Genomic DNA, 26110 nt, shown 5'->3' on the forward strand with positions numbered 1-26110 from the left:
GCAGATCAAAAGATCGCAGCCTCGTTTCACTCGTCAGCTCCTACCTCGGACAGAGCATAGTTGCCAGACTCGATACAAAAAATGCGATGCTGGGACATAGTTTGTTTCTGAAATCGGGCAAATCATGGATCGTCTACAAGCAATGCAGGTGTTCGTCACGGTGGTCGACCTCGGTAGCCAGTCGGCCGCCGCCGATCACCTGGATCTGTCGCGCCCGGTGGTTTCCCGGTACCTGGCGGAGCTGGAGGGTTGGGTCGGCGCGCGCTTGATGCACCGCACCACCCGCAAGTTGAGCCTGACCGCCGCCGGCAGCGAACTCCTGCCCCGCTGTCGGCAGATGCTCGAGCTGTCCGCGGACATGCAGGCCGCCGTCAGCGAACCGGACGATGCGCCGCGCGGCCTGCTGCGCCTCAGCGTCAGCACCTCGTTCGGCCAGGCGCAACTGGCGGACGCCATGGCCGAGTACGTCAAGCGCTACCCCGGCGTCAGCGTCGATTTGCAAATGCTCGATCGCACGGTGAACCTGGTGGATGAGCGCATCGACCTGGCGATTCGCACCAGCAATGACCTGGACCCGAACCTGATAGCCCGGCGGCTGACGGTCTGCCGCTCGGTGATCTGCGCCTCCCCTGCTTACCTGCGTGAGCACCCGACACCGCAACGGGTCGAGGACCTGAGCCAGCACAATTGCCTGACCCACACTTACTTCGGCAAAAGCCTGTGGCATTTCGAGCAGGACGGCGAGCAGGTATCAGTACCGGTGCAGGGCAACATCAGCGCCAACGAAGCCAGCACGCTACTGCGCGCCACCCTGGCCGGTGCCGGCGTGGCGATGTTGCCCAGTTACCAGGCCGGTGTGCATATCCACAGCGGCGAACTGATTCGCCTGCTGCCCGAGGCCGAGCCGCGGCAGATGAACATGTACGCGGTGTATGCCTCACGCAAGCACATGCCGGCGACGTTGCGCAGCATGCTGGATTTTCTGGTGCTCCGGTTTCCGGAAGAACCGGCGTGGGATATCTGCCTGTAAACACGTCCCCCCTGTAGGAGCTGGCTTGCCAGCGAAAGCGGAGGGTCAGTCAGCATCAATGTTGGAAGTGACGACGCCTTCGCTGGCAAGCCAGCTCCTACAGGAGGCGTCAGCGTTTACAGAGAGCATCAACGGGGGACATCAGCGTTACAGCGGGAATCATCGTTCTGAATACCGGGTTACATACGCAGACCGCTTCACTGGCATCTCACGGGCACTGACCTATGCTCAATGTAATACCCAAGGGTATTCGTTCAGAGGTCAGCGCCATGAACATCAAAACAAGAAGGTACCTCGCGATTTTCATCACCTGCGCAGCCACGCTTGCGCTGTATGGCACGGCGGCCTGGCGCGTCGAGCAGTTGCGCCAACTGCCCCGTGAAGCCGCGAGCTGTAACTTCGAGCGCTGCATGCCCCATAACGCGACCCTCAACGCCCTCCGTTGACAAAGGGGATCAGGTCTCGTTGCCCTGATCGGCCTTCAAGCGGTCGCGAAAAGCCTTGGGCGAGATCCCCACCCGGCGTCGGAACAGGCGCGTGAAGTTGGTCGGATCGGAGAACCCCAACACGTCGGACATTTCATAAATGGTCATGCTGGTATAGGTCAGCAAGCGCTTGGCCTCCAGCAACTGACGTTCATGCATGATCTGCAATGCGGGTTGCCCCGCCAGTTCACGGCATGTGCCGTTGAGGTGGGACACGGAGATCCCCAGCCGATGCGCCAGGTCTTCGACCTTGACGTGCTGGCGGTAGGTTTCTTCCACCAACTGGATAAAACCGTTGAGGTATTCCCGGGCTCGCTGCGGACGCTGGCTGGCGGAGCGGCGCTGAAGCACCTGACGGCTGACCCACACCATGATCACACTGACCAGCGAATGCATGAGCATCTCGCGCGCCGGTTGATGGCCGGTGTACTCGTTTTGCAGCGCGACAAACAGGCTGTTGAGGTACTCGCCGTCCTTGCTCGCGGGATAACTGTCAGCCTGGGCCAGGGCGTTCACCGCGTTGCCCAGTTGCGCCTGCAGATGGGCGACCAGCGGCGCGGCGAGGGTCACGACAAACCCTTCGACATCTTTGGAGAAGCGAAAGCCGTGCACCGACAGCGGTGGCAGGATCTGGATCGCCGGTTCAGTCAGTTGCGTACGTTTGCCTTCGATTTCAAGCTCTGCCTGACCTTTGAATACGAAGAGCAACTGGCATAAATCGGCGTGACGGTGGGGTTTTATTTCCCATTGGTGTTCGCGGCTGCGTTTGGAAATGGTTTCACAGTGCAGCAAGTCCGGGGTCGGCCAGTCCAGGCTTTCACCATAGAGCTTGAACACTGGAATCGAAGGCAGGTCAGGCTTGTTCATCACTTCAATCCAGGCCTCAGGGGTGGCGGGCGATAATCGCACCGATTGGCAGAATGTACAGGTTTCGGCTCAGTTTTCACCTTCAATGGACAGACCCGCAAGTGAAAAATGCAAGCATCCGGTCCATAAAAATTATCCGCGCATCGCCGAGTCGGCACTCGAGTCTTTTGTCGACTCCGAGCCGGGTCGAAAAAACCCTTGCAGAAAATGACGACGGACTTCCGTACGAGGCTATCGAATAGCCTGCTACCGACTTACACTGGCGAGCACTTACCCGCTCGCCTTGCTCCTGGCGGGTGTCAATCACTGCCCGCAGGTTATACCGTGACCAACCTCAACCAGCCTGATACGCCCAAGCCGGCCATTCGCAGCGTGTTGATCGCCCTGATGCTGGCAATATTTCTCGGCGCACTGGACCAGACCATCGTCGCCGTTTCGATGCCGGCCATCTCCGCGCAATTCAAGGACGTCAGCCTGTTGGCCTGGGTCATTTCCGGCTACATGGTGGCAATGACAGTTGCAGTGCCGATCTACGGCAAATTGGGCGATCTGTACGGCCGCCGCAAGTTGATGTTGTTCGGCATGGGCTTGTTCACGCTGGCTTCGTTGTTCTGCGGCCTGGCACAGAGCATGGAGCAACTGGTGCTGGCGCGGATTCTCCAGGGTATCGGTGCGGGCGGGATGATTTCGGTCAGCCAGGCGATCATCGGCGATATCGTTCCACCTCGGGAACGCGGTCGCTATCAGGGCTACTTCAGCAGTATGTACGCGGTGGCCAGCGTCGCCGGACCGGTGCTCGGTGGCTACATGACTGAATACCTATCCTGGCGCTGGGTGTTTCTGATCAATTTGCCGCTGGGCCTGGGCGCATGGCTGGTGGCCAATCACACACTGGTAGGGCTGCCGGTGCCGCAGCGCAAACCGATCATCGATTACTTCGGCACGTTATTGATGATCATCGGTTTTACCACATTGTTGCTGGGCATCACCGAGGTCGGCCAGGGCCATTCCTGGCGCAGTGCCGAAGTAGTGGGCCTGCTCGCCTGCTCGGTCGTGGTCCTGGGGTTGTTTGTCTGGCATGAGCGTCGTGCGCGGGAGCCGTTGCTGCCGATGCATCTGTTCGCCAACCGCAGTGCGGTCCTGTGCTGGTGCACGATTTTCTTCACCAGTTTCCAGGCGATCTCACTGATTGTGCTGATGCCACTGCGCTTCCAGAGCGTCACTGGCGCCGGGGCCGACAGTGCCGCGCTGCACCTGCTGCCATTGGCCATAGGCTTGCCGATCGGGGCGTATTTCGCCGGGCGCCGAACCTCGGTGACCGGACGATACAAACCGATGATCCTGACCGGCGCCGTGCTCATGCCGGTTTCGATTCTTGGCATGGCGTTCAGTCCGCCCCAGGCCTTTTTGCTGAGCAGCCTGTTCATGTTACTCAGCGGTATCGCTTCCGGCATGCAGTTCCCGACTTCGTTGGTGGGGACGCAAAACGCGGTGGATCAGCGCGACATCGGTGTGGCCACCAGCACCACCAACCTGTTCCGCTCGTTGGGTGGCGCCGTGGGCGTGGCATTGATGTCGGCGCTGTTACTGGCGCTGTTGCAGGATTCGGGTTTCGCCCACCTGGCCGGCTCGTCAATAGTTGCCGAGGGCAGCTCGGGGAATGTCTTGCTGGACGGCTTGAACGCTGCGCCGGGAGATGCGCAGAATGCCTTGCGAGCGGAATTGTTGCTGACCTTTCGGCATTTGCTGATGGTCAGTGCGGCGGTGTCGCTGCTGGGGCTGGCAGCGGCGATTGCCATGCCGAACAGGGTGTTGCGGGGGCGGGAGGACAAGGTTCGGTAGATAAACCGAGTCGCCTGCATTCGCGAGCAAGCCCGCTCCCACAGTGGATTTTGGGTGTACACAAAATTTGTGTACACATCGATCAAATGTGGGAGCGGGCTTGCTCGCGAATGCGGTCTGTCAGTCACCGCCATTCAAGGGCTGTAATACCCCACAGCCACCAGAAAATGCCCGACCTTTTTCAGGTAGGCATGCTTGTCCTCGACTTTGCCGGTCACCGGATTTTTCCAGCGATATTCATATTCGCCATAATCCTGCTTGGCCATCAGCGCCAGAATCGGCTCGCCCACCGCCTTGCCCTCCGGGTCCTTGATCTGGCCGAAATCGGTGTTGATCAACCGCAAACTGGTGCCATGGGCAACGTAACGCTGGTTGTTCAGGTCAACGACGAACACATACAAGTCATCCTCCAAGTAACCGCCCTTGAGGGAGTTGACCGCCTCCAGCGTACCCTTCTCGTCCTTGGCCAGATCGGTCGCCGCTTTGTTCAGCAAGGCCATCGCCTGCTCCGCCGACGCCCGTGGCAGGTAATACCCCACCGCCAGGATCCTCTGACCCACGCGCTGATAGAACACATGCTTGCGTTCGATCTTGCCGTCGGACCGGTTCTGCCAACGGTACTCCGCTTGCTGAATACCGTTACCCTCGGGTACTTTCAAGGCATCCTTGAAGGCTTTCTGCAAATCCGGCCCGAGCACATCGGACACGTCACGACCAATCAACGCCGAAGACGGCCCGCCGCTGGCGAGCATCACGCCCTTGGTGTCGACCACGAAAACATAACGATCCTTGTCGACGAACTCGCCCTGGCGGCTGAACGCAGCGAAGGCCTTGTCGCCATTGTCGTGGTAGTAGGCCAGGGCCTTTTCCAGCAAGGCAATGGCAGCCCGGCTGTCATCCTTTTCCGTTCCGGCGGCTTGAGCCTGGCCCAGACACAGCAAAACCATCGCGCCCAGCAAGGCCAACTTATGCAAAACCCCCATTGCGCATTCCTCGTTCTTGTCGGTGTTTCAAGAGCGTAGACGGCTTGGGGATATGTACGAATATTCCGGGGAACCCAGCTCACTATGGTGAGCATGGGTCTTGTGAAGTGCCTTGTGGCGAGGAGGCTCCCTCGCCACAGCCAGACTATTACGGCCGGGCGCGCAGCTGCTGCGCCAGATTCTGAATCTGCGCCTGCAGGGTGTTGATGTTGCGCGTGACCTGGCCACGGAAGGCGTCGAATTCGGCGGTGGTGGCGCCTTGTGCCGCACTCGGACGATTGTCCTGCTGGCTCTTGAGGACAATCATGTCTTGTTCCAGACGATCGATGGCAGCGCTCGGGTTGCCTTGCTTCTTCAGCGCGGCGATGTCGGCGCCGAGGCTTTTCAGCTGAGCGTCAATCTTGCTGGTGTCGGACGGGGCACTTTTCAGCGCGGCCAATTCACCGTCCAACGCTTTGACCTGCGCCTGCAATTGCGTGTTGGCGCTCTGTTGTTCGGTGTTCTGGGTGGCCAACTGCGCCAGTCGCTTATCCAGCTCGGTGGATTGCGTAGTCATCTGCGCCAGACGCTTGTCCAGTTCAGTGGTTTGCGCAGTCATTTGCGCCAGACGCTTGTCCAGCTCGGAGGTCTGGCCGGCGACACCTTGCTGCTGCTTGCCCTGGTCCTGAAGTTTGCTTTCCAGCTGTTTGATCTGCAGCTTCAGCGCTTCGCTGTCGCTGCTGACATTGGTCTGGCTGGCGACCACCTTGCCGGAAATGTCCTGCAGGCGCCCCGCCGCGTCCTCGCTGATACGGGCGAAGCTTTCCTGGGTCGCCACCAGTTGCTGTTCCATCAGCGAGATTTGCTGAAAGCTCCACCAGGCAAGGCCGGCGAACGCAAAGAACAAGGCGCCGACCAGCGCCCACAACGGGCCGGTGCTCGGACTTTTGACCTTGACCACTGGGGTCGTGCGCGAACGCACCGAGGTGCGAGTGGTGGGCACAAAATCATCGTCGTCGAGGCTGTCGGCACGCAGGCTCGGTACATCGTCGAAGTCGTCGTTGGCATCGTTACGCATGGACATTGAGTCAACCTTTGTGGAACGCGGTGATGGCTTGATGCGGCGAGTATAACCCCCACTGCCGCACCGATTGACCCTGCCGTCCGGACGCGGTTCATTACAGACTTTTTTCAGTGAATGTCCTGGGCCTTCCACCAGCCGCAGAATTCATCCAGGGCCGTCCACAGACTGACCTTCGGATCGTAATCCAGATAATGCCGCGCCCGGCTGATGTCCAGGGTGAAATTTTTGTTCATGACCTGCATGCCCAGGCGCGACAGGGTCGGCTCGGGGCGGCCCGGCCACAGCTTGCACACGCCTTCGTTGAGCGCCGCCACGGTGTAGGCCAGGCCGAAGGAACGGTAGCGGGTGACCTGCGGCACGTCCATCCTGCGCATCACGTAATTGACTACATCCCACAACGGCACCGGCGTACCGTTGCTGATGTTGTAGGCCTTGCCCAAGGCTGAGCCCGTCGCCAGCAAGCTGCTGAGCAACGCTTCATTGAGGTTCTGCACGCTGGTGAAATCCACCTTGTTCAGACCGTTGCCGATTATTGCCAGGCGACCTTTGCGTTGCATGTTCAGCAACCGCGGGAAAATGCTCATGTCGCCGGCACCCGTGACGAAACGCGGGCGCAGGGCCAGGGTTTCGAGGCCGAATTCCTGGGCACCGAAGACCTTTTGCTCAGCCAGGTATTTGGTCGCCGCGTAGGGATGCTTGAAGCGCTTGGGCACCTGTTCTTCGGTCAATCCCAGATGGTCGCGGCCATCGAAATAGATCGATGGCGACGACAAGTGCACCAGTCGCCGAACTCGCTGTTTCAGGCAGGCTTCGACCACGTTTTCGGTGACCTGTACGTTGCCTTGATGAAAGTCCTGGTAGCGCCCCCACAACCCGACAGCGCCAGCGCAATGGACCACCGCTTCGATGCCGGAACACAGGTCACGCGCCAGTTGCGGGTCACTCAGGTCGCCCTGAATGAATTCGGCACCACGGCGCACCAGGTGCTCCACACTTTCGGCCCGGCGACCGTTGACCCGCACGTCCAGGCCCTGTTCCAGGGCGAAACGCGCAAAACGCCCGCCAATGAAACCGCTGGCGCCGGTAACCAGAATCTTCATGAATTGCTCCAACAAATGCAGGTGCAAGCTTCAAGCTACACGCTGCAAGTTAAAAACGGTCCGCAAGCGCTTTACTTGCAGCTTGCAGCTTGACGCTCAAGGCTGCTCCCAGGGCACCAGCCATTGCTTCGATGAGCGCACCAATTGATCGGTGAGCAACCCCAACAGCTGACCGCCATTGCGCCAATGATGCCAGTACAGCGGCACATCGATCGGCCTATCGGGCAAAAGCTCGCGCAAAACGCCTCGTTCCAATTGATCGCGCACCTGCAGCTCAGGCACCAGTCCCCAACCCAGGCCGGCCTCCGTGAGACGGATAAAGCCTTCGGACGATGGACATAAATGGTGTTCGAAACCGCCGTCCACGCCCAGAGAGGCCAGATAGCGATGCTGCAGGAAGTCATCCGGACCGAATACCAGCGCCGGGGTTCGGGCCAACTGATCGGCACGCACACCTTCAGGAAAATGTCGGGCAATGAAGGCCGGGCTGGCCAGCGCGCGGTAGCGCATCGCACCCAGCAACACACTGCGCGCGCCAGCCACCGGGCGCTCGCTGGCGCAGACGCAGGCCGCCACTTCGCCTGCGCGCATGCGTTTGAGGCCGACGGTCTGGTCTTCGACCACCAGGTCCAGCAGCAAATGTTGTTCGGCACAGAAGTCGCCCACCGCCACCGCCCACCAGGTGGCCAGGCTGTCGGCATTCAGGGCGATGCGCAGGCGTTCCGGCAGCCCTTCTTCGTCCAGCGCCGGTACCAACGTTTGCAGATCCCGCTCAAGCAAACGCACCTGCTGCACATGGTTGAGCAACCGTCGGCCGATGTCCGTCGGGGCGGGCGGCGTCACCCGTACCAACACTGGCTGGCCAACCCGCGCCTCCAGCAACTTGATGCGCTGGGAAATAGCCGATTGGGACAAACCCAGCACCTGCGCCGCGCGTTCGAATCCAGCCTGCTCGACCACCGCGGCCAAGGCAGAAAGCAATTTATAGTCGAACATCAGTTTTCCTAATGAGCGATCAGCACTATTGGTTTTTCTTATACAACGATGCACCGGAGAATAGCCAGCAAGCACTCTTGAACAAGGCACACCGACATGGCTGGCGAAACTTCATTAGCAACCCTGCTGCGCAGCATGAGCCCGCAACTCAACGCCGGCGAATACGTGTTCTGCACCCTGCGCGACGGCAAGCTGCCTGCTGGCCTTGAGATCGTCGGCAGTTTCCGCGAACAGGAAGGGCTGACCGTGATTCTCGAACGTTCCCACGCCGAGAGGGCCGGTTTCAGTTTCGACTACCTCGCGGCCTGGATCACCCTGAACGTGCACTCGGCCCTCGAAGCCATCGGCCTGACCGCCGCGTTCGCCACCGCATTGGGCCAGGCCGGGGTCAGCTGCAACGTGGTCGCCGGCTACTACCACGATCACCTGTTCGTCGGCCTGGCCGATGCCGAACGGGCCATGCAGGTGCTGCGGGATCTGGCAGCCAACGCGGAGTAAACCTTATGTGGCAAAGCTATGTGAACGGCCTGTTGGTGGCCGCTGGGCTGATCATGGCGATCGGCACCCAGAACGCCTTTGTGCTGGCCCAGAGCCTGCGGCGCGAACATCACCTGCCGGTGGCGGCGCTCTGCGTGACGTGCGATGCGTTGCTGGTGGCGGCCGGGGTCTTTGGCCTGGCGACGGTGCTGGCGCAGAACCCGACCCTGCTGGCCATTGCCCGTTGGGGTGGCGCGGCGTTTCTGCTGTGGTATGGCAGCCTGGCGCTGCGTCGGGCCTGCTCGAAACAAAGTCTGCAACAAGGCGAAAACCAGACGGTCCGCTCACTTCGGGCAGTCATGCTCAGCGCTCTGGCCGTGACCCTGCTCAACCCGCATGTCTATCTGGATACCGTGCTGCTGATCGGCTCCCTCGGTGCCCAACAAACGGAACCCGGCGCCTATGTCGTGGGTGCGGCAAGTGCGTCGTTGTTGTGGTTTTTCACCTTGGCGCTCGGCGCTGCCTGGCTGGCGCCGTGGTTGGCGCGGCCGAGCACCTGGCGAATTCTTGACCTGATGGTGGCCGTGATGATGTTCACCGTAGCGTTCCAGTTAATCAGCGCCGGTTGATTTATTCCAAAAGGCTCTGGAACCTCTATTCCACACAGTTGTTGCGTGGTTATGCCGCACCCCCGGTGCTATGATCCGAACCCTGCGCCGCAAAGAGTACAAACTCCCCGGCGCTAGTTTGGCCGCCCGTGATCGGCCTTGCGCTCACCGCAACTGACCTGATTAGGAGAATCATCATGGCTTTCGAATTGCCGCCGCTGCCGTACGCACACGATGCCCTGCAGCCGCATATTTCCAAGGAAACGCTGGAATACCACCACGACAAGCACCACAACACCTATGTCGTGAACCTGAACAACCTGGTGCCAGGCACCGAGTTCGAAGGCAAGACCCTGGAAGAAATCGTCAAGACTTCCTCGGGCGGCATCTTCAACAACGCCGCTCAGGTCTGGAACCACACTTTCTACTGGAACTGCCTGGCGCCAAACGCCGGCGGTCAACCAACCGGCGCACTGGCTGACGCGATCAATGCTTCCTTCGGTTCGTTCGACAAGTTCAAGGAAGAATTCAGCAAGACGTCCATCGGCACCTTCGGTTCCGGTTGGGGCTGGCTGGTGAAAAAAGCCGACGGCTCCCTGGGCCTGGCCAGCACCATCGGCGCCGGCAACCCGCTGACCAGCGGCGACACCCCGCTGCTGACCTGCGACGTCTGGGAACACGCCTACTACATCGACTACCGCAACCTGCGTCCGAAGTACGTCGAAGCGTTCTGGAACCTGGTCAACTGGAAGTTCGTGGCTGAGCAGTTCGAAGGCAAAACCTTCACCGCTTAAGATCGATGCCAGTCAGAAAACCCGGCTTTTTTAGCCGGGTTTTTTTATGGCGTATGAAAAGCATACATCCATAAATAATGGGTCGTCTGTCCGGCCGCCTTCGCGAGCAAGCTCGCTCCCACATTTAATCTCTGGCATTCACAAATATGCGTTCACAGAAAATCAACTGTGGGAGCGGGCTTGCTCGCGAAGAACGATAACGCGATACATCTGAACGAGCGCCTGTCTACCCCTGCGGATCGACGTTATCCAGCGCCCGATTTACCGCCAGTTCCGCCAGCATGATGATCTGCGCAATGGCCAGCGCAGTGCTGCGTTGAGGGCCGGTCAGGTAGGTGGCGAAATCACTGGCGATGACGTTGGCTGAAGCTAATGACTCGCAGGCGTGGGCGAGGAGGGATTCAGTGTCCATGTCCGGGACGATCATGAAGAGGGTGTTGGGGCGATAGGGTCTGGCGGTTTCGAAGGGGGGATCGGGAATTAATTTGTCCATTAAAACAATCCTTTTGCAGTGGCGCCACCCATTGCCGTTTCTCACACGGCGAAGTGGTGGCAGCTATGTGCGAGGTGAGAAAACCGGTTATGGACACCCGGCCAGACCGAAGTCTGCCCGCACACAGCCGCCATAACGCATCGACGGCCAGCGGATAAGCTGGCGGCGATTATGCGGTTACTGGCACTGGATGACCATAATTTGCCGGGTTCTCACGCCCGATCGCTGAGTTTTCAGCGACAGTTAGAGGCTATTGAGTCCGCTTCCGACGGACAACCTGAAAACTGTGTGGGAAAAGTCTGGCGTTTTTACATGTGCTTAAACACGTAAAAGCGGAACGCGGAGCGTCCCTGGCGTCGTTCCCGCTCGCAAGCTTGGGAATGATCAATCGGGGGCAGCAGGAATTGATTGGTCGGCTATCAGGCCGCCTTCGCCGGCAAGCCGGTCTCGCTCCCACAAGGGTTCCGGGTACATCCATAAAATCCAGGTCGGCTGTCAGGACGTCTTCGCCGGCAAGCCAGCTCCTACAAGGGGCCGGGTACATCCGTGACATCAGGTCGGCTGGCAGACCGCCAGGATCAAGATCAAAAGATCGCAGCCTTCGGCAGCTCCTACAGGGGGTCAGCGTACATCCGGCAGAGATTGGTCGGCTGGTAGGCCGCCTTCGCTGGCAAGCCAGCTCCTACAATGATCGGCGTACACCAACGCTCTCCACCACTCAACAGGCCGAGCGTTAGCTCGCCTGCAGCTCTTGATCTTGATCCACCCGCCCCTTCGGGAGGCTGAGTGGAGGTGTTCATCCGGGGAGTGGCGCGCAGCGCCGTTCGACGCAGTCGAACACGCTGCATGTAGGTCGTCGCGAAGCAGACCGGAGGGCAGTGTCCCCGGATGGATACCGGAGCGAAGGAACGCCGAGCCTTAGCGAGGGGCCGGACGCCGGGGCGAGACCTTTTGGTTCCTTTTGGGGCGTTTGCCAAAAGGGACTCGCTGTAAGAGCGAAACCATAAGCGGCCGTTACCGCAGCAACGGATATGTACTCAACCACCAAGAACCTGGTCGGCCCAAAGGCCGCCAAGATCAAAATCAAAAAACCCAGCCTTCGCCAATTTCCCACAATGAAACCAGCATTCACCCCCTTGCCCCAACGCCACAGCCGTCTAACATCTACCAGAAGGAAAATAAGTCAAAATCCCCCCTCAAGTTGAAGGACTCAACAACCGACACAGTACGAATAGGGAAATTACGCCCGGCAACAGCATTTCGGCCAACCCACAGGCAAATGCCCCTGTGCTGGATTGTCCCTTTGACTGCCATCACCGGATTGCCAATACTCATGGCAACTTGATGCTACCCGCACGGAACAAGGAATGACTCTTTGAAGCTGGAACTCAAGAACAGCTTGTCGGTGAAGTTGCTCCGGGTCGTACTCCTGTCGGCATTGATCGTCGGCGTGGTCTTGAGCTGCGCGCAGATCGTTTTCGATGCTTATAAAACGCGCCAGGCCGTGGCCGGCGATGCCCAACGCATCCTCGACATGTTCCGCGACCCCTCGACCCAGGCCGTCTACAGCCTGGACAGGGAAATGGGCATGCAGGTCATCGAAGGCCTGTTCCAGGACGACGCCGTGCGCCAGGCCTCCATCGGCCATCCCAACGAGGCCATGCTCGCGCAAAAGTCTCGTGAGTTGCAGCAATCCAACAGTCGCTGGCTGACCGACCTGATCCTGGGCAAGGAACGCACCTTCACCACCCAACTGGTGGGTCGCGGCCCTTACAGCGAATATTACGGCGACCTGAGCATCACCCTCGACACCGCGACTTACGGCCAGGGGTTTATCGTCAGTTCGGTGATCATCTTCATTTCCGGGGTATTGCGCGCCCTGGCCATGGCACTGGTGCTGTACCTGGTCTACCACTGGCTACTGACCAAACCGCTGTCGCGCATCATCGAGCACTTGACCGAAATCAATCCGGATCGTCCCAGCGCACACAAGATTCCACAGCTCAAGGGCCACGAGAAAAACGAACTGGGGATCTGGATCAACACGGCCAATCAGTTGCTCGAGTCCATCGAGCGCAACACCCACCTGCGTCACGAGGCGGAAAACAGCCTGCTGCGCATGGCCCAGTACGATTTCCTCACCGGCCTGCCAAACCGTCAGCAATTACAGCAGCAACTGGACAAAATCCTGACTGACGCCGGCAAATTGCAACGGCGGGTCGCGGTGCTCTGTGTCGGTCTCGATGACTTCAAGGGCATCAACGAACAGTTCAGCTACCAGACCGGCGACCAACTGCTGCTGGCCCTGGCCGATCGCCTGCGGGCCCACAGCGGTCGTCTCGGCGCCCTCGCCCGCCTGGGAGGCGACCAGTTCGCCCTGGTTCAGGCCGATATCGAACAACCCTACGAAGCGGCCGAGCTGGCCCAAAGCATTCTCGATGACCTGGAAGCGGCGTTCGCCCTCGATCATCAGGAGATCCGCCTGCGCGCCACCATCGGCATCACCCTGTTCCCCGAGGACGGCAACAGCACCGAGAAGCTGCTGCAAAAGGCCGAGCAGACCATGACCCTGGCCAAGACCCGCTCGCGCAACCGGTATCAGTTCTATATCGCCAGCGTCGACACCGAGATGCGCCGCCGTCGCGAACTGGAAAAAGACCTGCGCGATGCCCTGGCCCGTAACCAGTTCTACCTCGTCTACCAACCGCAGATCAGCTACCGCGATCACCGGGTGGTGGGCGTCGAGGCGTTGATTCGCTGGCAGCATCCCGAGCACGGGATGGTACCACCCGAATTGTTCATCCCGCTGGCCGAGCAAAACGGCACCATCATCGCCATCGGTGAATGGGTACTGGATCAGTCCTGCAAGCAGTTGCGCGACTGGCATGACCAGGGTTTCGCCGACCTGCGCATGGCGGTCAACCTGTCCACCGTGCAGTTGCACCACGCCGAACTGCCACGGGTGGTCAACAACCTGCTGCAGATGTATCGCCTGCCACCGCGCAGCCTGGAACTGGAAGTCACCGAAACCGGCCTGATGGAAGACATCAGCACCGCCGCCCAGCACCTGCTGAGCCTGCGCCGCTCCGGTGCACTGATCGCGATCGACGACTTCGGCACCGGTTATTCGTCATTGAGCTATCTGAAAAGCCTGCCGCTGGACAAGATCAAGATCGACAAGAGCTTCGTGCAGGACCTGCTCGACGACGACGACGATGCGACCATCGTTCGGGCCATTATCCAGCTGGGCAAGAGCCTGGGCATGCAGGTGATCGCCGAAGGCGTGGAAACCCCGGAGCAGGAGGCCTACATCATTTCCGAGGGTTGTCATGAGGGTCAGGGCTATCTGTATAGCAAGCCATTACCGGCGCGGGAGTTGAGCGCTTATTTAAAACAGGCTCAGCGCAGTAACGCCGCTATTTTGTAGAAGATCAAAAGATCGCAGCCTCGTTTCACTTGACAGCTCCTACATGGACCGTGTGCTTCTGTAGGAGCTGTCGAGTGAAACGAGGCTGCGATCTCTTGATCCAAACAACACAACTCCCGCGTGAATAAGAAATATTTCCAGCTACAACCCTTTACACATAATGCGAAAGATTTGCATTATGTCGCAGTTTTGCGCCTTTATTGCGCCATTCCACCCCCTCTCGAAGCAGGATGTTCGCCATGATTCGTATGCCTCTGGCTACCGCCAGTCTGTTGGCCATCGCTATTTCCCTCGCCGGTTGTGGCGAAGGCAAAGACAAGGCTGCCGCTCCGCAAGCGCCTACTCCAGCCGCCACCACCACGGCGCCGGCTCCGGCTGTTGCGCCTGCTGCTGCTAGTAAAGTCGACGAAGCCGCCGCCAAAGCCGTTGTCGCGCATTACGCCGACATCGTCTTCGCCGTTTACAGCGATGCCGAATCCACCGCGAAAACCCTGCAATCCGCCGTCGACGCCTTCCTCGCCAAGCCGAACGCCGACACCCTGAAAGCCGCCAAGGCCGCCTGGGTTGCCGCTCGTGTTCCTTACCTGCAGAGCGAAGTGTTCCGCTTCGGCAACACCATCATCGACGACTGGGAAGGTCAGGTGAACGCCTGGCCACTGGACGAAGGCCTGATCGACTACGTCGACAAGTCCTACGAACACGCACTGGGTAACCCGGGCGCCACCGCCAATATCATCGCCAACACTGAAGTTCAGGTCGGCGAAGACAAGATCGACGTCAAGGACATCACCCCGGAAAAACTCGCCAGCCTGAACGAGCTGGGCGGTTCCGAGGCCAACGTCGCCACCGGTTACCATGCCATCGAATTCCTGCTGTGGGGTCAGGACCTGAACGGCACCGGCCCTGGCGCCGGCAACCGTCCGGCTTCCGACTACTTGGAAGGCACCGGCGCAACCGGCGGTCACAACGAGCGTCGTCGCGCTTACCTGAAATCCGTGACCCAGCTGCTGGTCAACGACCTGGAAGAGATGGTCGGTAACTGGAAGCCGAACGTGGCCGACAACTACCGCGCCACCCTGGAAGCGGAACCGGCTGAAAGCGGCCTGCGTAAAATGCTGTTCGGCATGGGCAGCCTGTCCCTGGGCGAACTGGCGGGTGAGCGCATGAAGGTTTCCCTGGAAGCCAACTCCCCGGAAGACGAACACGACTGCTTCAGCGACAACACCCATAACTCGCAGTTCTACGATGCCAAGGGCATCCGTAACGTCTACCTGGGCGAATACACCCGTGTCGACGGCAGCAAGATGGCCGGCGCCAGCCTGTCGTCCCTGGTGGCCAAGGCTGACCCGGCTGCCGACACCGCACTCAAGGCCGACCTGGCGGCGACCGAAGCGAAGATGCAGATCATCGTCGATCACGCCAACAAGGGTGAGCACTACGACCAACTGATCGCCGCCGGCAACACCACTGGCAACCAGATCGTCCGTGACGCTATCGCTTCCCTGGTCAAGCAGACCGGCTCGATCGAAGCGGCCGCTGGCAAACTGGGCATCAGCGACCTGAACCCGGACAACGCTGATCACGAGTTCTGATCAACACTGGCTGAACAAAAGGCGACCTGCGGGTCGCCTTTTTCATTCCCCCACGGCGATCGTTCCCACGCTCTGCGTGGGAATGCAGCCCGGGACGCTCCGCGTCCCATCCAGAGCCGAACGCGGAGCGTCCGTTGAGGCATTCCCACGCGGAGCGTGGGAACGATCATCTGACACACATCAACCAAACGATAATTCCTCTTATTCAATCCCCCCTGCCCTGTTAGACTTTGCGCCCTTGTTTTGCTCGTCTTGCAGGATGTCTGATGCCCTCGCTGCCTCTTCGCTTGTCCGCACTGTTGCTGGCCCTGGGCCTGAGTGCCTGCGATGACGCCCCGAAGTTCACCCAGGCCGAACCCGGTGAAGCCCGGTCCGGTGGCAGCGCGACCGTGCGCAAGACCGATCACAATTCATTTTCCCTGCCCTCCGCCAACCTGCCGCCCTCCCGGCGCGTGGACTTCAGCGTCGGCAACAGCTTCTTTCGCAACCCGTGGGTGATCGCCCCGTCGACCACCACCGCCCGGGATGGCCTCGGCCCCTTGTTCAACACCAACGCCTGCCAGAACTGCCACATCAAGGACGGCCGCGGTCATCCGCCCGCGCCTGACGCACCCAATGCCGTGTCAATGCTGGTGCGCCTGTCGATTCCCGATACGCCGGCCTACGCCAAGGTCATCGAGCGGCTCGGTGTCGTCCCGGAGCCGGTCTACGGCGGGCAGTTCCAGGACATGGCCGTGCCCGGCATCGTCCCGGAAGGCAAGGTGCGGGTCGATTACACGCCGGTGCCGATCCGTTTCACGGACGGCACCGAAGTCCAATTGCGCAAACCGACATTGCAGATCACCCAGCTCGGCTACGGACCGATGCATCCCGATACCCGTTTCTCGGCCAGGGTAGCGCCGCCGATGATCGGCCTGGGTTTGCTCGAAGCGATTCCCGAAGAGGCGATCCTGGCCAATGCCGAGGCCCAGGCCCGCGAAAAAAATGGCATTGCCGGGCGCCCGAACCGGGTCTGGGATGACGCGCAGCAGAAAACCGTCCTCGGGCGCTTTGGCTGGAAGGCCGGGCAGCCGAACCTCAACCAGCAGAATGTGCACGCGTTTTCCGGCGACATGGGCCTCACCACAAGTCTACGCCCTGTCGATGATTGCACCGACGGGCAAACCGCGTGCAAGCAGGCACCCAACGGCAATGGCCCGGCTGGCGAGCCCGAAGTCAGCGATAACATCCTGCGCCTGGTGCTGTTCTACAGCCGTAACCTCGCCGTACCGGCTCGCCGCGATGTCGGCACACCGCAAGTGCTGGCCGGCAAGAACCTGTTTTTCCAGGCCGGCTGCCAGTCCTGTCATACCCCCAAGTACACCACCGCCGCCAACGCCGCCGAACCTGAGCTGGCCAATCAAGCGATTCGCCCGTACAGCGATCTGCTGCTGCATGACATGGGCGACGGCCTGGCCGACAACCGCACCGAGTTCCAGGCCAGCGGCCGCGACTGGCGCACGCCGCCCTTGTGGGGCATCGGCCTGACGCAGGCGGTCAGTGGCCACACCCAATTCCTGCATGACGGCCGCGCCCGCAACCTGCTCGAAGCCGTGCTCTGGCATGGCGGCGAAGCACAAGCGGCGCAGCAACAGGTTTTGTCTTTCAATGCCGGGCAGCGTGCTGCGTTGCTGGCGTTCTTGAATTCCCTTTAATACCTATTCCTCAAGCGGGAGCCCGACATGTTCCGTCCCAAATTGTTGTTCACCAGCCTTGCCGCGCTAGCCCTGGGTGCCTGCTCACCCCAAGACCCGCAAGCGGTCACCTCGGCGGCCATCGCCAAATCGGTGATCCTGCCGACCTACACCCGCTGGGTTGAAGCTGATCGCCAATTGGCCGTCAGCGCCCTCGCCTACTGCGAAGGCAAGGCAGACCTCGACACCGCCCGCGCCGATTTCCTGCATGCGCAAAAAGCCTGGGCCGAGCTGCAGCCTCTACTGATCGGGCCGCTGGCCGAAGGTAATCGCGCCTGGCAGGTCCAGTTCTGGCCGGACAAGAAAAACCTCGTCGGTCGTCAGGTCGAGCAACTGGTCACCGCTCAGCCGCAAATCGATGCCGCCGCCCTGGCCAAGTCCAGCGTTGTGGTGCAAGGCCTGTCCGCCTATGAATACATCCTGTTCGACAGCAAGCCTGATGTGGCCAACGCTGAACAGAAAGCCAAGTACTGCCCGCTGCTGATCGCGATTGGCGAGCGTCAGAAACAACTGGCCGAAGATATTCTCAAAGGCTGGAACAATACCGATGGCATGCTCGCGCAGATGAGCAAGTTCCCGAACCCGCGTTACGCCGATTCCCACGAAGCCATCGCCGACTTGCTGCGGGTGCAAGTCACCGCCCTCGACAGCCTGAAGAAAAAGCTCGGCACGCCGATGGGCCGCCAGAGCAAGGGTGTGCCGCAACCGTTCCAGGCCGATGCATGGCGCAGCCAGTCTTCCCTGACGGGCCTGGAAGCCAGCCTCGCCGCCGCCAGGACCGTGTGGGAAGGGGTCGACAATAAAGGCCTGCGCGGCCTGTTGCCGAGCGAGCAGAAACCCTTGACCGACAAGATCGACGCCGCGTATGCCGCATCCCTGAATCTGTTCGCCAGCAACCAGCGTTCGCTGACTGAAATGCTCAACGATGATGCCGGCCGCCAGCAACTCAACGATATCTACGACAGCCTCAACGTTGTCCACCGCCTGCACGAAGGCGAACTGGCCAAGGCGCTGGGCATCCAACTGGGCTTCAACGCCAACGACGGTGACTGATGAGGGCAAGTGCCATGCTGCGACGCCAGGCTCTGACGTTAGGGAGTTTGCTGCTGGGTGCGGTGACACTGGGCGGCTGGACGCTGTTCAGGCAGAAGGATAAAAGCCCGCTGCTGCTCTCGGCCCGGGACGATGGCGACGGCAAGCACTACGCCGTCGGTTATCGGCTGGACGGCACCCGGGTGTTCGCCACCCGGGTCGGCCAGCGCTGCCACGACATCATCAACCACCCCACGCTGCCGATTGCGCTGTTCGTCGCCCGTCGTCCGGGCACCGAGAGCTATCTGATCGACCTGCGCGACGGTGCGCTGCTGCAAACCGTGGCCTCGCAGCCGAACCGGCATTTCTACGGTCATGCGGTGATTCACCAGAGCGGCGACTGGCTGTACGCCACCGAGAATGACACCTCCGATCCCGGTCGCGGCTTGTTGGGCGTGTACCGGTTCGAAGGTGAACGTCTGGTGCACAGCGGCGAGATGTCTACCCATGGCATCGGCCCGCATCAAGTGTCGTGGATGCCCGATGGCGAAACCCTGGTGGTGGCCAACGGCGGCATCCGTACCGAGGCCGAAAGTCGGGTCGAAATGAACCTCGACGCCATGGAACCGAGCCTGGTGCTGATGCAACGCGATGGCACCCTGCTGAGCAAGGAAACCCTCGCCCAGCCAATGAACAGCGTGCGCCATCTGGGGATCGCCAGCGACGGCACCATCGTCGCCGGCCAGCAGTTCATGGGCCCGTCCCACGAATCATCGGAACTGCTGGCGATCAAACGGCCGGGGCAGCCATTCGTGGCCTTCCCTGTGCCCGAGCATCAATTGCAGGCCATGGGGCACTACACTGCCAGTGTCGCGGTGCATGGCGAACTGCGGCTGGTCGCCTTGACCGCGCCACGGGGCAACCGGTTTTTCATCTGGGACCTGGACAGCGGTGAGGTGCGCCTGGATGCGCCGCTCCCCGATTGCGCCGGGGTCGGTGCGGTGGCCGACGGGTTTGTCGTGACCTCGGGTCAAGGACGGTGCCGGTACTACGATTGCCGCCAGACCAGCCTTGTTGCCAAACCGCTGGAGCTGCCTGCGGGGCTCTGGGATAACCACCTTCATCTGATTTAGGAATTGCGGCGTTGCTGATGCCGCCAAGATCGCAGCCTTCGGCAGCTCCTACATTGGAATGCGTACCCCTGTAGGAGCTGGCTTGTCGGATCGCCGCACCGCAGCGAAGGCGGCCTTGAGATCAGCGCAATGTCCAGTGACGCCTTCGCCAGCAAGCCGGCTCCTACGGCGAAGGCGATCTCAAGATCACCGCAACATCCAGCGGCCCCTTCGCCAGCAAGCCGGCTCCTAAGGCAATCTCAAGAACAGCGCCATGTTCAAGGGCCCCTTCGCCGGCAAGCCGGCTCCTACAGGGATCGGGGAAACCCGGAAAACATCCATTGGAATCACCTACGCACTCGGAGTAATGTGCCGGACTGTATGCCCTGATTTTCTCCAAGGAAGTGGAAATATGCTGCGTCGCCGCATGTTGATCATGTTGGGTGTTGTTCTGCTGATCGTGCTGGTCCTGGCCGGTTACAAAGCCTTCTCCATCTACACGATGATTCAGGGCTTTTCCGCGCCGAAACCGCCGATCAATGTCGCTGTGGCCACGGCCACCGAACAGCCGTGGCAAGACCGTCTGCCAACCGTTGGCACGCTCAAGGCCCTGCAAGGCGTGGACCTGAGCCTGGAGACCGATGGCACCGTCATCGACTTGCAGTTCGAGTCAGGGCAGAAGGTCAAGGCCGGTCAACCACTCCTGCGACTCGACAGCGCCGTAGAAAGTGCCTTGCTGGAAACCGCTCTGGCCGACCTCGGGCTGGCCCAACTCGATTACGGTCGCGGTAGCCAACTGGTGGGCAGCCAGGCCATTTCCAAAGGCGAATTCGACCGACTCTCGGCGGTGTTGAAAAAGAGCAAGGCCACGGTCAATCAGCTCAAGGCGGCGCTGGGCAAAAAAAGCATCCTGGCGCCGTTCAGCGGCACCATCGGCATTCGCCAGGTGGACGTCGGCGACTATGTGGCCAGCGGCACCATGATTGCCACCCTGCAAGACCTGAGCAGTCTCTACGTCGACTTCTTCGTGCCCGAGCAGTCAGTGCCGAAGATAGCCATCGGGCAGCCGGTGCAGGTCATTGCCTCGGCCTATCCGGCGGAAAACTTCCACGGCACCATTACGGCAATCAACCCGAAAGTCGAAAACAGCACGCGCAACGTTCAGGTCCGCGCAACCCTGGCCAACCCCAACGGCAAGCTGCTGCCCGGGATGTTCGCCAGCCTGCAGGTGATGTTGCCCGATCCGCAGCCGCGCATCGTCGTGCCGGAAAGTGCGATCACCTACACCCTTTACGGCAATTCGCTGTACGTCGTCGCGCAGAAAAAAGCCGAAGACGGCAGCCCGGAAAAAGACGACAAGGGCCAACCGATCCTGATCGCCGAACGGCGGTTCATCGAAACCGGCGAGCGCCGTGATGGGCAGGTGATGATCACCAAAGGTGTGCAGAGCGGCGAGCAAGTGGTCACGGCCGGCCAGATCAAACTGGACAACGGTGCACACATTGCCATCAGCGACGACAAGACTTTAGCCGAGAAGAACAGTCCGCCGCGCGCGGATTGATCAAGGACCCCCTATGGCTTTTACCGACCCGTTCATCCGCCGCCCGGTGCTCGCCACCGTGGTCAGCCTGTTGATTGTGCTGCTGGGCTTTCAGGCCTGGAGCAAGCTGCCACTGCGCCAGTATCCGCAAATGGAAAACGCCCTGATCACGGTGACCACGGCTTACCCCGGGGCCAACGCCGAGACCATCCAGGGCTACATCACCCAACCGATGCAACAGAGCCTGGCCAGCGCCGAGGGCATCGACTACATGACCTCGGTCAGTCGCCAGAACTTCTCGGTGATCTCGATCTACGCGCGCATCGGCGCCAACAGCGATCGCTTGTTCACCGAGCTGCTGGCCAAGGCCAACGAAGTGAAGAACCAGCTGCCCCAGGACGCCGAAGACCCGGTCCTGAGCAAGGAAGCCGCCGACGCCTCGGCGCTGATGTACATCAGTTTCTTCAGCAAGGAGTTGAGCAACCCGCAGATTACCGACTACCTGTCGCGGGTCATCCAGCCAAAACTGGCGACCTTGCCAGGCATGGCCGAAGCCGAGATTCTCGGTAACCAGGTCTTCGCCATGCGCCTGTGGCTGGACCCGGTGAAACTGGCCGGTTTCGGCCTGAGCGCCAGCGACGTCACCGACGCCGTGCGCCAGTACAACTTCCTTTCCGCCGCCGGCGAAGTGAAAGGCGAGTACGTGGTCACCAGCATCAACGCCAATACCGAGCTCAAGTCCGCCGAAGCCTTTGCCACGATTCCGCTCAAGGTAGATGGCGACAGTCGCGTACTGCTCAGGGATGTCGCGCGGGTGGAAATGGGCGCGGAAAACTACGACACCATCAGTTCCTTCGGTGGCACACCCTCGGTGTACATCGGCATCAAGGCGACACCCGGCGCCAACCCGCTGGACGTGATCAAGGAAGTGCGCAAGATCATGCCGGACCTGGAAGCCCAGCTCCCGCCGAACCTCAAGGGTGAAATTGCTTACGACGCCACGCTGTTCATCCAGGCCTCGATCGACGAAGTGGTGAAAACCCTGTTCGAAGCGGTGCTGATCGTAATTGTGGTGGTGTTCCTGTTCCTCGGTGCGCTGCGTTCGGTGGTGATCCCGGTGGTCACCATCCCGCTGTCGATGATCGGCGTGATGTTCTTCATGCAGATGATGGGGTACTCGATCAACCTGCTGACCCTGCTGGCGATGGTCCTGGCCATCGGCCTGGTGGTGGACGACGCCATCGTGGTGGTGGAAAACATTCACCGACACATCGAAGAAGGCAAGACGCCGCTGGATGCGGCCATCGAAGGCGCCAGGGAAATCGCCATGCCGGTGGTCTCGATGACCATCACCCTGGCCGCGGTCTATGCGCCGATCGGCTTCCTGACGGGGCTGACCGGGGCGCTGTTCAAGGAGTTCGCCCTGACCCTGGCCGGGGCGGTGGTGATCTCGGGAGTCGTCGCCCTGACCCTGTCGCCGATGATGTGCGCCTTCTTGCTGCGCCACGATGAAAACCCCAGCGGCCTGGCCCATCGCCTGGACCTGATTTTCGAAGGCCTCAAGCGTCGTTACCAGAGCCTGCTGCACGGCACGCTCAACACCCGGCCGGTGGTGCTGGTGTTCGCGGTGATCGTGCTGTGCCTGATCCCGGTACTGCTCAAGTTCTCCAAGTCGGAACTGGCACCGGATGAGGATCAGGGCATTATCTTCATGATGGCCAATGCCCCGCAACCGACCAACCTCGACTACCTGAGCGCCTACACTGACGAGTTCATCACGATTTTCAAGGCGTTTCCCGAGTACTACTCCTCGTTCCAGATCAATGGCTTCAACGGCGTGCAATCGGGCATCGGCGGTTTCCTGCTCAAGCCGTGGAACGAGCGCAGCCGCACGCAAATGCAGATCCTGCCCGAGGTCCAGAGCAAACTGGAGAGCATTCCCGGGCTACAGATTTTCGGCTTCAACCTGCCCTCCCTGCCGGGGACTGGCGAGGGCTTGCCGTTTCAGTTCGTCATCAACTCCGCCAACGACTACGAGTCGCTGCTGCAAGTGACCGACCGGGTGAAAAAGCGCGCGCTGGAATCGGGCAAGTTCGCCTTTGTCGACCTCGACCTGGCCTTCGACAAGCCCGAAGTGGTGGTGGATATCGATCGCGCCAAAGCCGCGCAGATGGGCGTGTCCATGCAGAATCTGGGCGGCACGCTGGCGACGTTGCTGGGTGAAGCGGAGATCAACCGCTTCACCATCGAAGGTCGCAGCTACAAAGTCATCGCGCAGGTCGAGCGACCTTTCCGGGATAACCCCGATTGGCTGAACAATTATTACGTCAAGAATACCCAGGGCGAACTGCTGGCCCTGTCGACCCTGATCACCGTGACCGACCGGGCGCGTCCACGGCAACTGAACCAGTTTCAGCAACTCAACTCGGCGATTCTTTCCGGGGTCCCACTGGTCAGCATGGGCGAAGCCATCGACACCGTACGCCAGATCGCCCAGGAAGAGGCACCGCTGGGTTATGCCTTCGACTACGCCGGCGCATCACGGCAATACGTCCAGGAAGGCAGTGCGTTGTGGGTCACCTTCGCCCTGGCCTTGGCGATCATTTTCCTGGTACTGGCCGCTCAGTTCGAAAGCTTCCGCGACCCGCTGGTGATTCTGGTCACCGTGCCGCTGTCGATCTGCGGCGCGTTGATTCCGTTGTTCCTGGGCTGGTCGAGCATGAACATCTACACCCAGGTCGGCCTGGTGACATTGATCGGGTTGATCAGCAAACACGGGATCCTGATCGTTGAGTTCGCCAATCAGTTACGCAAGGACAAAGGGCTGACAGCGCGCGAGGCGGTGGAGGAAGCCGCGGCCATTCGACTGCGTCCGGTGTTGATGACAACCGCGGCCATGGTGTTCGGCATGGTGCCGTTGATCATCGCCACCGGTGCGGGCGCGGTCAGCCGGTTCGACATCGGTATGGTGATCGCTACGGGGATGTCGATCGGGACACTGTTTACGCTGTTTGTGTTGCCGTGCGTGTACACATTGCTGGCAAAACCCGACAAACCTGTAAACGCATAACCCACTGTAGGAGCCGGCTTGCTGGCGATGGTGTGTCAGCTACGTTAGTGTCGACTGACACACCATCGCCAGCAAGCCGGCTCCTACAGGGGTTGGTGCAAGTCTTGAGACACTGGAATAAAAAAGGCCTCGCATTTGCGAGGCCTTTTATTTTGGCTTCAATCTGTTCAACTCTGCGGCCTCAGTCCTTGAGAAAGTCCGAACATGAACAGCAATAAATCATGATCGGGTTGGGTGGCCACGACTGCCTTCGCACCCCGTGGCATAAGACAACGCGCATCCCCGTTCATCGAACTGAGGATTCGCGGGCGAGGCTGCTCCCAAACCGCCAGCGCCAGTGAAGCAACTGCCAAGGCTCCTACCAGGAACAAACCTCGTGCAATTTCGAGTTTCATTGCTATAAACCCTTGATAGCGCTGCCAAACGCCTTCTCATAAAAGTAGATGAGTTTTTGCCAGTCCGTCGTGCTGAACGACGAGTGGCGGCGCAATTGCTTCATGTCATGGGCAGCGGCATGACGGGCGGTCAACCGCTGCCGGCACTTCTCCAGGTCGATCAAGGCCACCTCGACCCTGGCCGCATCGCCCTCACCGGTGACCCGGACGAAAACGTGCTTGAGGTAGAGGCAGCTGTGCTGCCAACGCCCCTTGTGCATGCGGGCCAGATTCTCGGCCAGATCCTTGAGCACGCGATCATGTATCGCTTCACCGTGGCGCTCACGACCGCCGCCGGCATACCAATGTTCGATTTCCTCAAAGCCGTCCAGCGACTTGGTCACCAGCAAGGCACGCCATTTGTGCACCGGGTCGCGCTGTGCACCGCAGAAAACAATTTCCGGAACGCGCACGTCGATCTGGCTCAGACCGATCAGTGCATCACGTTCGCGCAATACCGTCGGCCGACCGAACGGATGCTGCCAGCTGCGATAGATATGCCCGGTCTGTCGTTTAGTGTAGAGCAGCATTCCATCGCTGCCCCGAACGCGCTGCACGCCACTTTCTCCACCGCGTCGGACGTTGGGCTCTTCTACCCATTCGCCGCGCAGATTCCAGAAGTAGTCGAAGCGCTCCTGGGGAGCCGATTCCGCTGCACATTGCACTGCCATCTGTTACCTCTTGCGTAATACGTACACTCGCCACATGGCGTAGAGCGGTAAAAAATCCAGTCGTTGCTGGATACGGAAACCCGCCTGCTCGAATTCCTTTTCGACCGTAGCAGCCGGTAACACAAAACGATTTTGGTAACTGACCTGCCCACGGGTTCCTTCAAGCCGCTTGCGTTTCCACGCTTTGAAGTTGCCGTCCACCCACAATGAAAGAATCACGCTGTCACGGGTGACGCGCTCGAATTCACGCAAAATGGCCAATCGATGCTTGGCTTCACCGATGTGGTGGAGTAACCGCATGCAGAAAATGCTGTCGACGGCGTTATCGGGCAAGGCGATGTCGAAAGCAGAAGTGTGCAAGGGTTGTACCCGTTTCACCACGTCGGCAGGTTGCGCCTGCAGGGCAATCTTGATCATCGACTCAGAGTTGTCGGCTCCGATGATGGCGCGATTGGCTTTTTCCGCCAGCAATGGCCAGAAACGCCCCGCGCCACAGGGTAAATCGAGGACCAGCCCCGGTTCCCCAACCAGTTTGAGCGCCCTTCGCGCCACTTGCTCGTCACGCCAATGCGACAGGCGGCGAGCGAGGCCAGCCTGATGCTTGCGCAAGTAGTGTTGAGCGTGTTGATCGTCGTACTTTTCGGAAAAATCGAGTTTGATCGGGCCGTCCATCATCAGGTCTCCAGAACATCTGATGGACCCACGATAGGCAGCGCCGTGTCGGTGTCAGGTCATGCCTTTGTGAAAAAATCGTTATGTAA

Annotated in this window: 22 protein-coding genes; 13 read left to right on the plus strand and 9 right to left on the minus strand. The window is 60.3% G+C overall.

The genetic code is table 11. The annotated features are described in order from the left end of the window. The first annotated feature begins 124 nt into the window (after positions 1-124). Complete coding sequence (locus ACA067_RS26245; protein ID WP_497459158.1) at positions 125-1030, plus strand: LysR family transcriptional regulator; 906 nt, start codon at positions 125-127, stop codon at positions 1028-1030. A 269-nt stretch (positions 1031-1299) separates the two neighbouring features. Next, complete coding sequence (locus ACA067_RS26250; RefSeq protein WP_497459159.1) at positions 1300-1476, plus strand: hypothetical protein; 177 nt, start codon at positions 1300-1302, stop codon at positions 1474-1476. A 9-nt stretch (positions 1477-1485) separates the two neighbouring features. On the opposite strand, the gene ACA067_RS26255 is transcribed toward ACA067_RS26250, so the two are convergent. Next, the gene (locus ACA067_RS26255; protein WP_497459160.1) at positions 1486-2382 is read right to left on the minus strand and encodes a helix-turn-helix domain-containing protein; all 897 of its coding nucleotides are present in this window, start codon (positions 2380-2382) and stop codon (positions 1486-1488) included. A 324-nt stretch (positions 2383-2706) separates the two neighbouring features. On the opposite strand from ACA067_RS26255, the gene ACA067_RS26260 reads away from it, so the two are divergent. Next, positions 2707-4224 (plus strand): MDR family MFS transporter, encoded by a 1518-nt coding sequence (locus ACA067_RS26260; RefSeq protein WP_497459161.1) that lies wholly within the window; start codon positions 2707-2709, stop codon positions 4222-4224. Positions 4225-4358: 134 nt separating this feature from the next. Here ACA067_RS26260 and ACA067_RS26265 read toward each other — a convergent pair whose 3' ends face one another. From ACA067_RS26265 to ACA067_RS26280, 4 genes are all read right to left on the minus strand, one after another. Further along, a complete protein-coding gene (locus tag ACA067_RS26265) occupies positions 4359-5207 on the minus strand; it encodes a cache domain-containing protein (protein WP_497459162.1) in 849 nt (282 codons plus the stop codon). 148 nt (positions 5208-5355) lie between these two features. Then, complete coding sequence (locus tag ACA067_RS26270; RefSeq protein ID WP_497459163.1) at positions 5356-6270, minus strand: ATPase; 915 nt, start codon at positions 6268-6270, stop codon at positions 5356-5358. Positions 6271-6377: 107 nt separating this feature from the next. After that, entirely contained in the window at positions 6378-7370 is a 993-nt protein-coding gene (locus ACA067_RS26275) for an NAD-dependent epimerase/dehydratase family protein (protein WP_497459164.1), read from the minus strand. A 96-nt stretch (positions 7371-7466) separates the two neighbouring features. Continuing rightward, positions 7467-8366: a LysR family transcriptional regulator ArgP gene (locus tag ACA067_RS26280; RefSeq protein ID WP_497459165.1), complete on the minus strand. Its 900-nt coding sequence runs from the start codon at positions 8364-8366 to the stop codon at positions 7467-7469. A 96-nt stretch (positions 8367-8462) separates the two neighbouring features. On the opposite strand from ACA067_RS26280, the gene ACA067_RS26285 reads away from it, so the two are divergent. The 3 genes from ACA067_RS26285 to ACA067_RS26295 all read left to right on the plus strand — a co-directional run bounded on the left by ACA067_RS26285 (position 8463) and on the right by ACA067_RS26295 (position 10245). After that, the gene (locus tag ACA067_RS26285; RefSeq protein WP_497459166.1) at positions 8463-8864 is read left to right on the plus strand and encodes an ACT domain-containing protein; all 402 of its coding nucleotides are present in this window, start codon (positions 8463-8465) and stop codon (positions 8862-8864) included. 5 nt (positions 8865-8869) lie between these two features. Continuing rightward, positions 8870-9472, plus strand: coding sequence for a LysE/ArgO family amino acid transporter (locus ACA067_RS26290; RefSeq protein WP_497459167.1), 603 nt, complete (start codon positions 8870-8872; stop codon positions 9470-9472). Positions 9473-9648: 176 nt separating this feature from the next. Beyond that, entirely contained in the window at positions 9649-10245 is a 597-nt protein-coding gene (locus tag ACA067_RS26295; RefSeq protein WP_497459168.1) for a superoxide dismutase, read from the plus strand. Positions 10246-10471: 226 nt separating this feature from the next. Here ACA067_RS26295 and ACA067_RS26300 read toward each other — a convergent pair whose 3' ends face one another. Further along, positions 10472-10738 carry a DUF6124 family protein gene (locus ACA067_RS26300; RefSeq protein ID WP_497459169.1) on the minus strand — a complete coding sequence of 89 codons (267 nt, stop codon included), beginning with the start codon at positions 10736-10738 and terminating at the stop codon, positions 10472-10474. Positions 10739-12113: 1375 nt separating this feature from the next. Here ACA067_RS26300 and ACA067_RS26305 point away from each other — a divergent pair. The 7 genes from ACA067_RS26305 to ACA067_RS26335 all read left to right on the plus strand — a co-directional run bounded on the left by ACA067_RS26305 (position 12114) and on the right by ACA067_RS26335 (position 24244). Beyond that, entirely contained in the window at positions 12114-14165 is a 2052-nt protein-coding gene (locus ACA067_RS26305; RefSeq protein WP_497459170.1) for a putative bifunctional diguanylate cyclase/phosphodiesterase, read from the plus strand. Between the two features lie 239 nt (positions 14166-14404). After that, entirely contained in the window at positions 14405-15757 is a 1353-nt protein-coding gene (locus ACA067_RS26310) for an imelysin family protein (protein WP_497459171.1), read from the plus strand. Positions 15758-16023: 266 nt separating this feature from the next. Continuing rightward, positions 16024-17451, plus strand: coding sequence for a di-heme oxidoreductase family protein (locus tag ACA067_RS26315; RefSeq protein ID WP_497459172.1), 1428 nt, complete (start codon positions 16024-16026; stop codon positions 17449-17451). Positions 17452-17478: 27 nt separating this feature from the next. Continuing rightward, entirely contained in the window at positions 17479-18543 is a 1065-nt protein-coding gene (locus ACA067_RS26320; RefSeq protein ID WP_497459173.1) for an imelysin family protein, read from the plus strand. Between the two features lie 14 nt (positions 18544-18557). Further along, complete coding sequence (locus tag ACA067_RS26325) at positions 18558-19655, plus strand: DUF1513 domain-containing protein (protein WP_497459174.1); 1098 nt, start codon at positions 18558-18560, stop codon at positions 19653-19655. A gap of 391 nt (positions 19656-20046) precedes the next feature. Continuing rightward, positions 20047-21195, plus strand: a complete 1149-nt coding sequence (locus ACA067_RS26330) for an efflux RND transporter periplasmic adaptor subunit (protein ID WP_497459175.1) — start codon at positions 20047-20049, stop codon at positions 21193-21195. Between the two features lie 13 nt (positions 21196-21208). Then, entirely contained in the window at positions 21209-24244 is a 3036-nt protein-coding gene (locus ACA067_RS26335) for a multidrug efflux RND transporter permease subunit (RefSeq protein ID WP_497459176.1), read from the plus strand. Between the two features lie 167 nt (positions 24245-24411). Here the strand turns inward: ACA067_RS26335 and ACA067_RS26340 are convergent, their stop codons facing one another. The 3 genes from ACA067_RS26340 to ACA067_RS26350 are packed head-to-tail and all read right to left on the minus strand — an operon-like array spanning position 24412 to position 26021. Continuing rightward, entirely contained in the window at positions 24412-24639 is a 228-nt protein-coding gene (locus tag ACA067_RS26340) for a hypothetical protein (RefSeq protein ID WP_497459177.1), read from the minus strand. Positions 24640-24641: 2 nt separating this feature from the next. Then, the gene (locus tag ACA067_RS26345) at positions 24642-25349 is read right to left on the minus strand and encodes a lipopolysaccharide kinase InaA family protein (RefSeq protein ID WP_497459178.1); all 708 of its coding nucleotides are present in this window, start codon (positions 25347-25349) and stop codon (positions 24642-24644) included. Positions 25350-25352: 3 nt separating this feature from the next. After that, positions 25353-26021 (minus strand): class I SAM-dependent methyltransferase, encoded by a 669-nt coding sequence (locus ACA067_RS26350; protein ID WP_497462849.1) that lies wholly within the window; start codon positions 26019-26021, stop codon positions 25353-25355. Positions 26022-26110: the final 89 nt, after the last annotated feature.

The sequence above is a fragment of the Pseudomonas sp. LBUM1674 genome, from assembly GCF_059695635.1.

What these genes read in the sequence shown, in the direction of transcription:
- ACA067_RS26245 (WP_497459158.1), top strand. Translation starts at nt 125, where the DNA reads ATGGATCGTCTACAAGCAATGCAGGTGTTCGTCACGGTGGTCGACCTC.
- ACA067_RS26270 (WP_497459163.1), bottom strand. Translation starts at nt 6,270, where the DNA reads ATGTCCATGCGTAACGATGCCAACGACGACTTCGACGATGTACCGAGC.
- ACA067_RS26255 (WP_497459160.1), bottom strand. Translation starts at nt 2,382, where the DNA reads ATGAACAAGCCTGACCTGCCTTCGATTCCAGTGTTCAAGCTCTATGGT.
- ACA067_RS26340 (WP_497459177.1), bottom strand. Translation starts at nt 24,639, where the DNA reads ATGAAACTCGAAATTGCACGAGGTTTGTTCCTGGTAGGAGCCTTGGCA.
- ACA067_RS26280 (WP_497459165.1), bottom strand. Translation starts at nt 8,366, where the DNA reads ATGTTCGACTATAAATTGCTTTCTGCCTTGGCCGCGGTGGTCGAGCAG.
- ACA067_RS26310 (WP_497459171.1), top strand. Translation starts at nt 14,405, where the DNA reads ATGATTCGTATGCCTCTGGCTACCGCCAGTCTGTTGGCCATCGCTATT.
- ACA067_RS26275 (WP_497459164.1), bottom strand. Translation starts at nt 7,370, where the DNA reads ATGAAGATTCTGGTTACCGGCGCCAGCGGTTTCATTGGCGGGCGTTTT.
- ACA067_RS26345 (WP_497459178.1), bottom strand. Translation starts at nt 25,349, where the DNA reads ATGGCAGTGCAATGTGCAGCGGAATCGGCTCCCCAGGAGCGCTTCGAC.
- ACA067_RS26335 (WP_497459176.1), top strand. Translation starts at nt 21,209, where the DNA reads ATGGCTTTTACCGACCCGTTCATCCGCCGCCCGGTGCTCGCCACCGTG.
- ACA067_RS26320 (WP_497459173.1), top strand. Translation starts at nt 17,479, where the DNA reads ATGTTCCGTCCCAAATTGTTGTTCACCAGCCTTGCCGCGCTAGCCCTG.
- ACA067_RS26300 (WP_497459169.1), bottom strand. Translation starts at nt 10,738, where the DNA reads ATGGACAAATTAATTCCCGATCCCCCCTTCGAAACCGCCAGACCCTAT.
- ACA067_RS26285 (WP_497459166.1), top strand. Translation starts at nt 8,463, where the DNA reads ATGGCTGGCGAAACTTCATTAGCAACCCTGCTGCGCAGCATGAGCCCG.
- ACA067_RS26250 (WP_497459159.1), top strand. Translation starts at nt 1,300, where the DNA reads ATGAACATCAAAACAAGAAGGTACCTCGCGATTTTCATCACCTGCGCA.
- ACA067_RS26350 (WP_497462849.1), bottom strand. Translation starts at nt 26,021, where the DNA reads ATGGACGGCCCGATCAAACTCGATTTTTCCGAAAAGTACGACGATCAA.
- ACA067_RS26265 (WP_497459162.1), bottom strand. Translation starts at nt 5,207, where the DNA reads ATGGGGGTTTTGCATAAGTTGGCCTTGCTGGGCGCGATGGTTTTGCTG.
- ACA067_RS26325 (WP_497459174.1), top strand. Translation starts at nt 18,558, where the DNA reads ATGCTGCGACGCCAGGCTCTGACGTTAGGGAGTTTGCTGCTGGGTGCG.
- ACA067_RS26315 (WP_497459172.1), top strand. Translation starts at nt 16,024, where the DNA reads ATGCCCTCGCTGCCTCTTCGCTTGTCCGCACTGTTGCTGGCCCTGGGC.
- ACA067_RS26290 (WP_497459167.1), top strand. Translation starts at nt 8,870, where the DNA reads ATGTGGCAAAGCTATGTGAACGGCCTGTTGGTGGCCGCTGGGCTGATC.
- ACA067_RS26330 (WP_497459175.1), top strand. Translation starts at nt 20,047, where the DNA reads ATGCTGCGTCGCCGCATGTTGATCATGTTGGGTGTTGTTCTGCTGATC.
- ACA067_RS26295 (WP_497459168.1), top strand. Translation starts at nt 9,649, where the DNA reads ATGGCTTTCGAATTGCCGCCGCTGCCGTACGCACACGATGCCCTGCAG.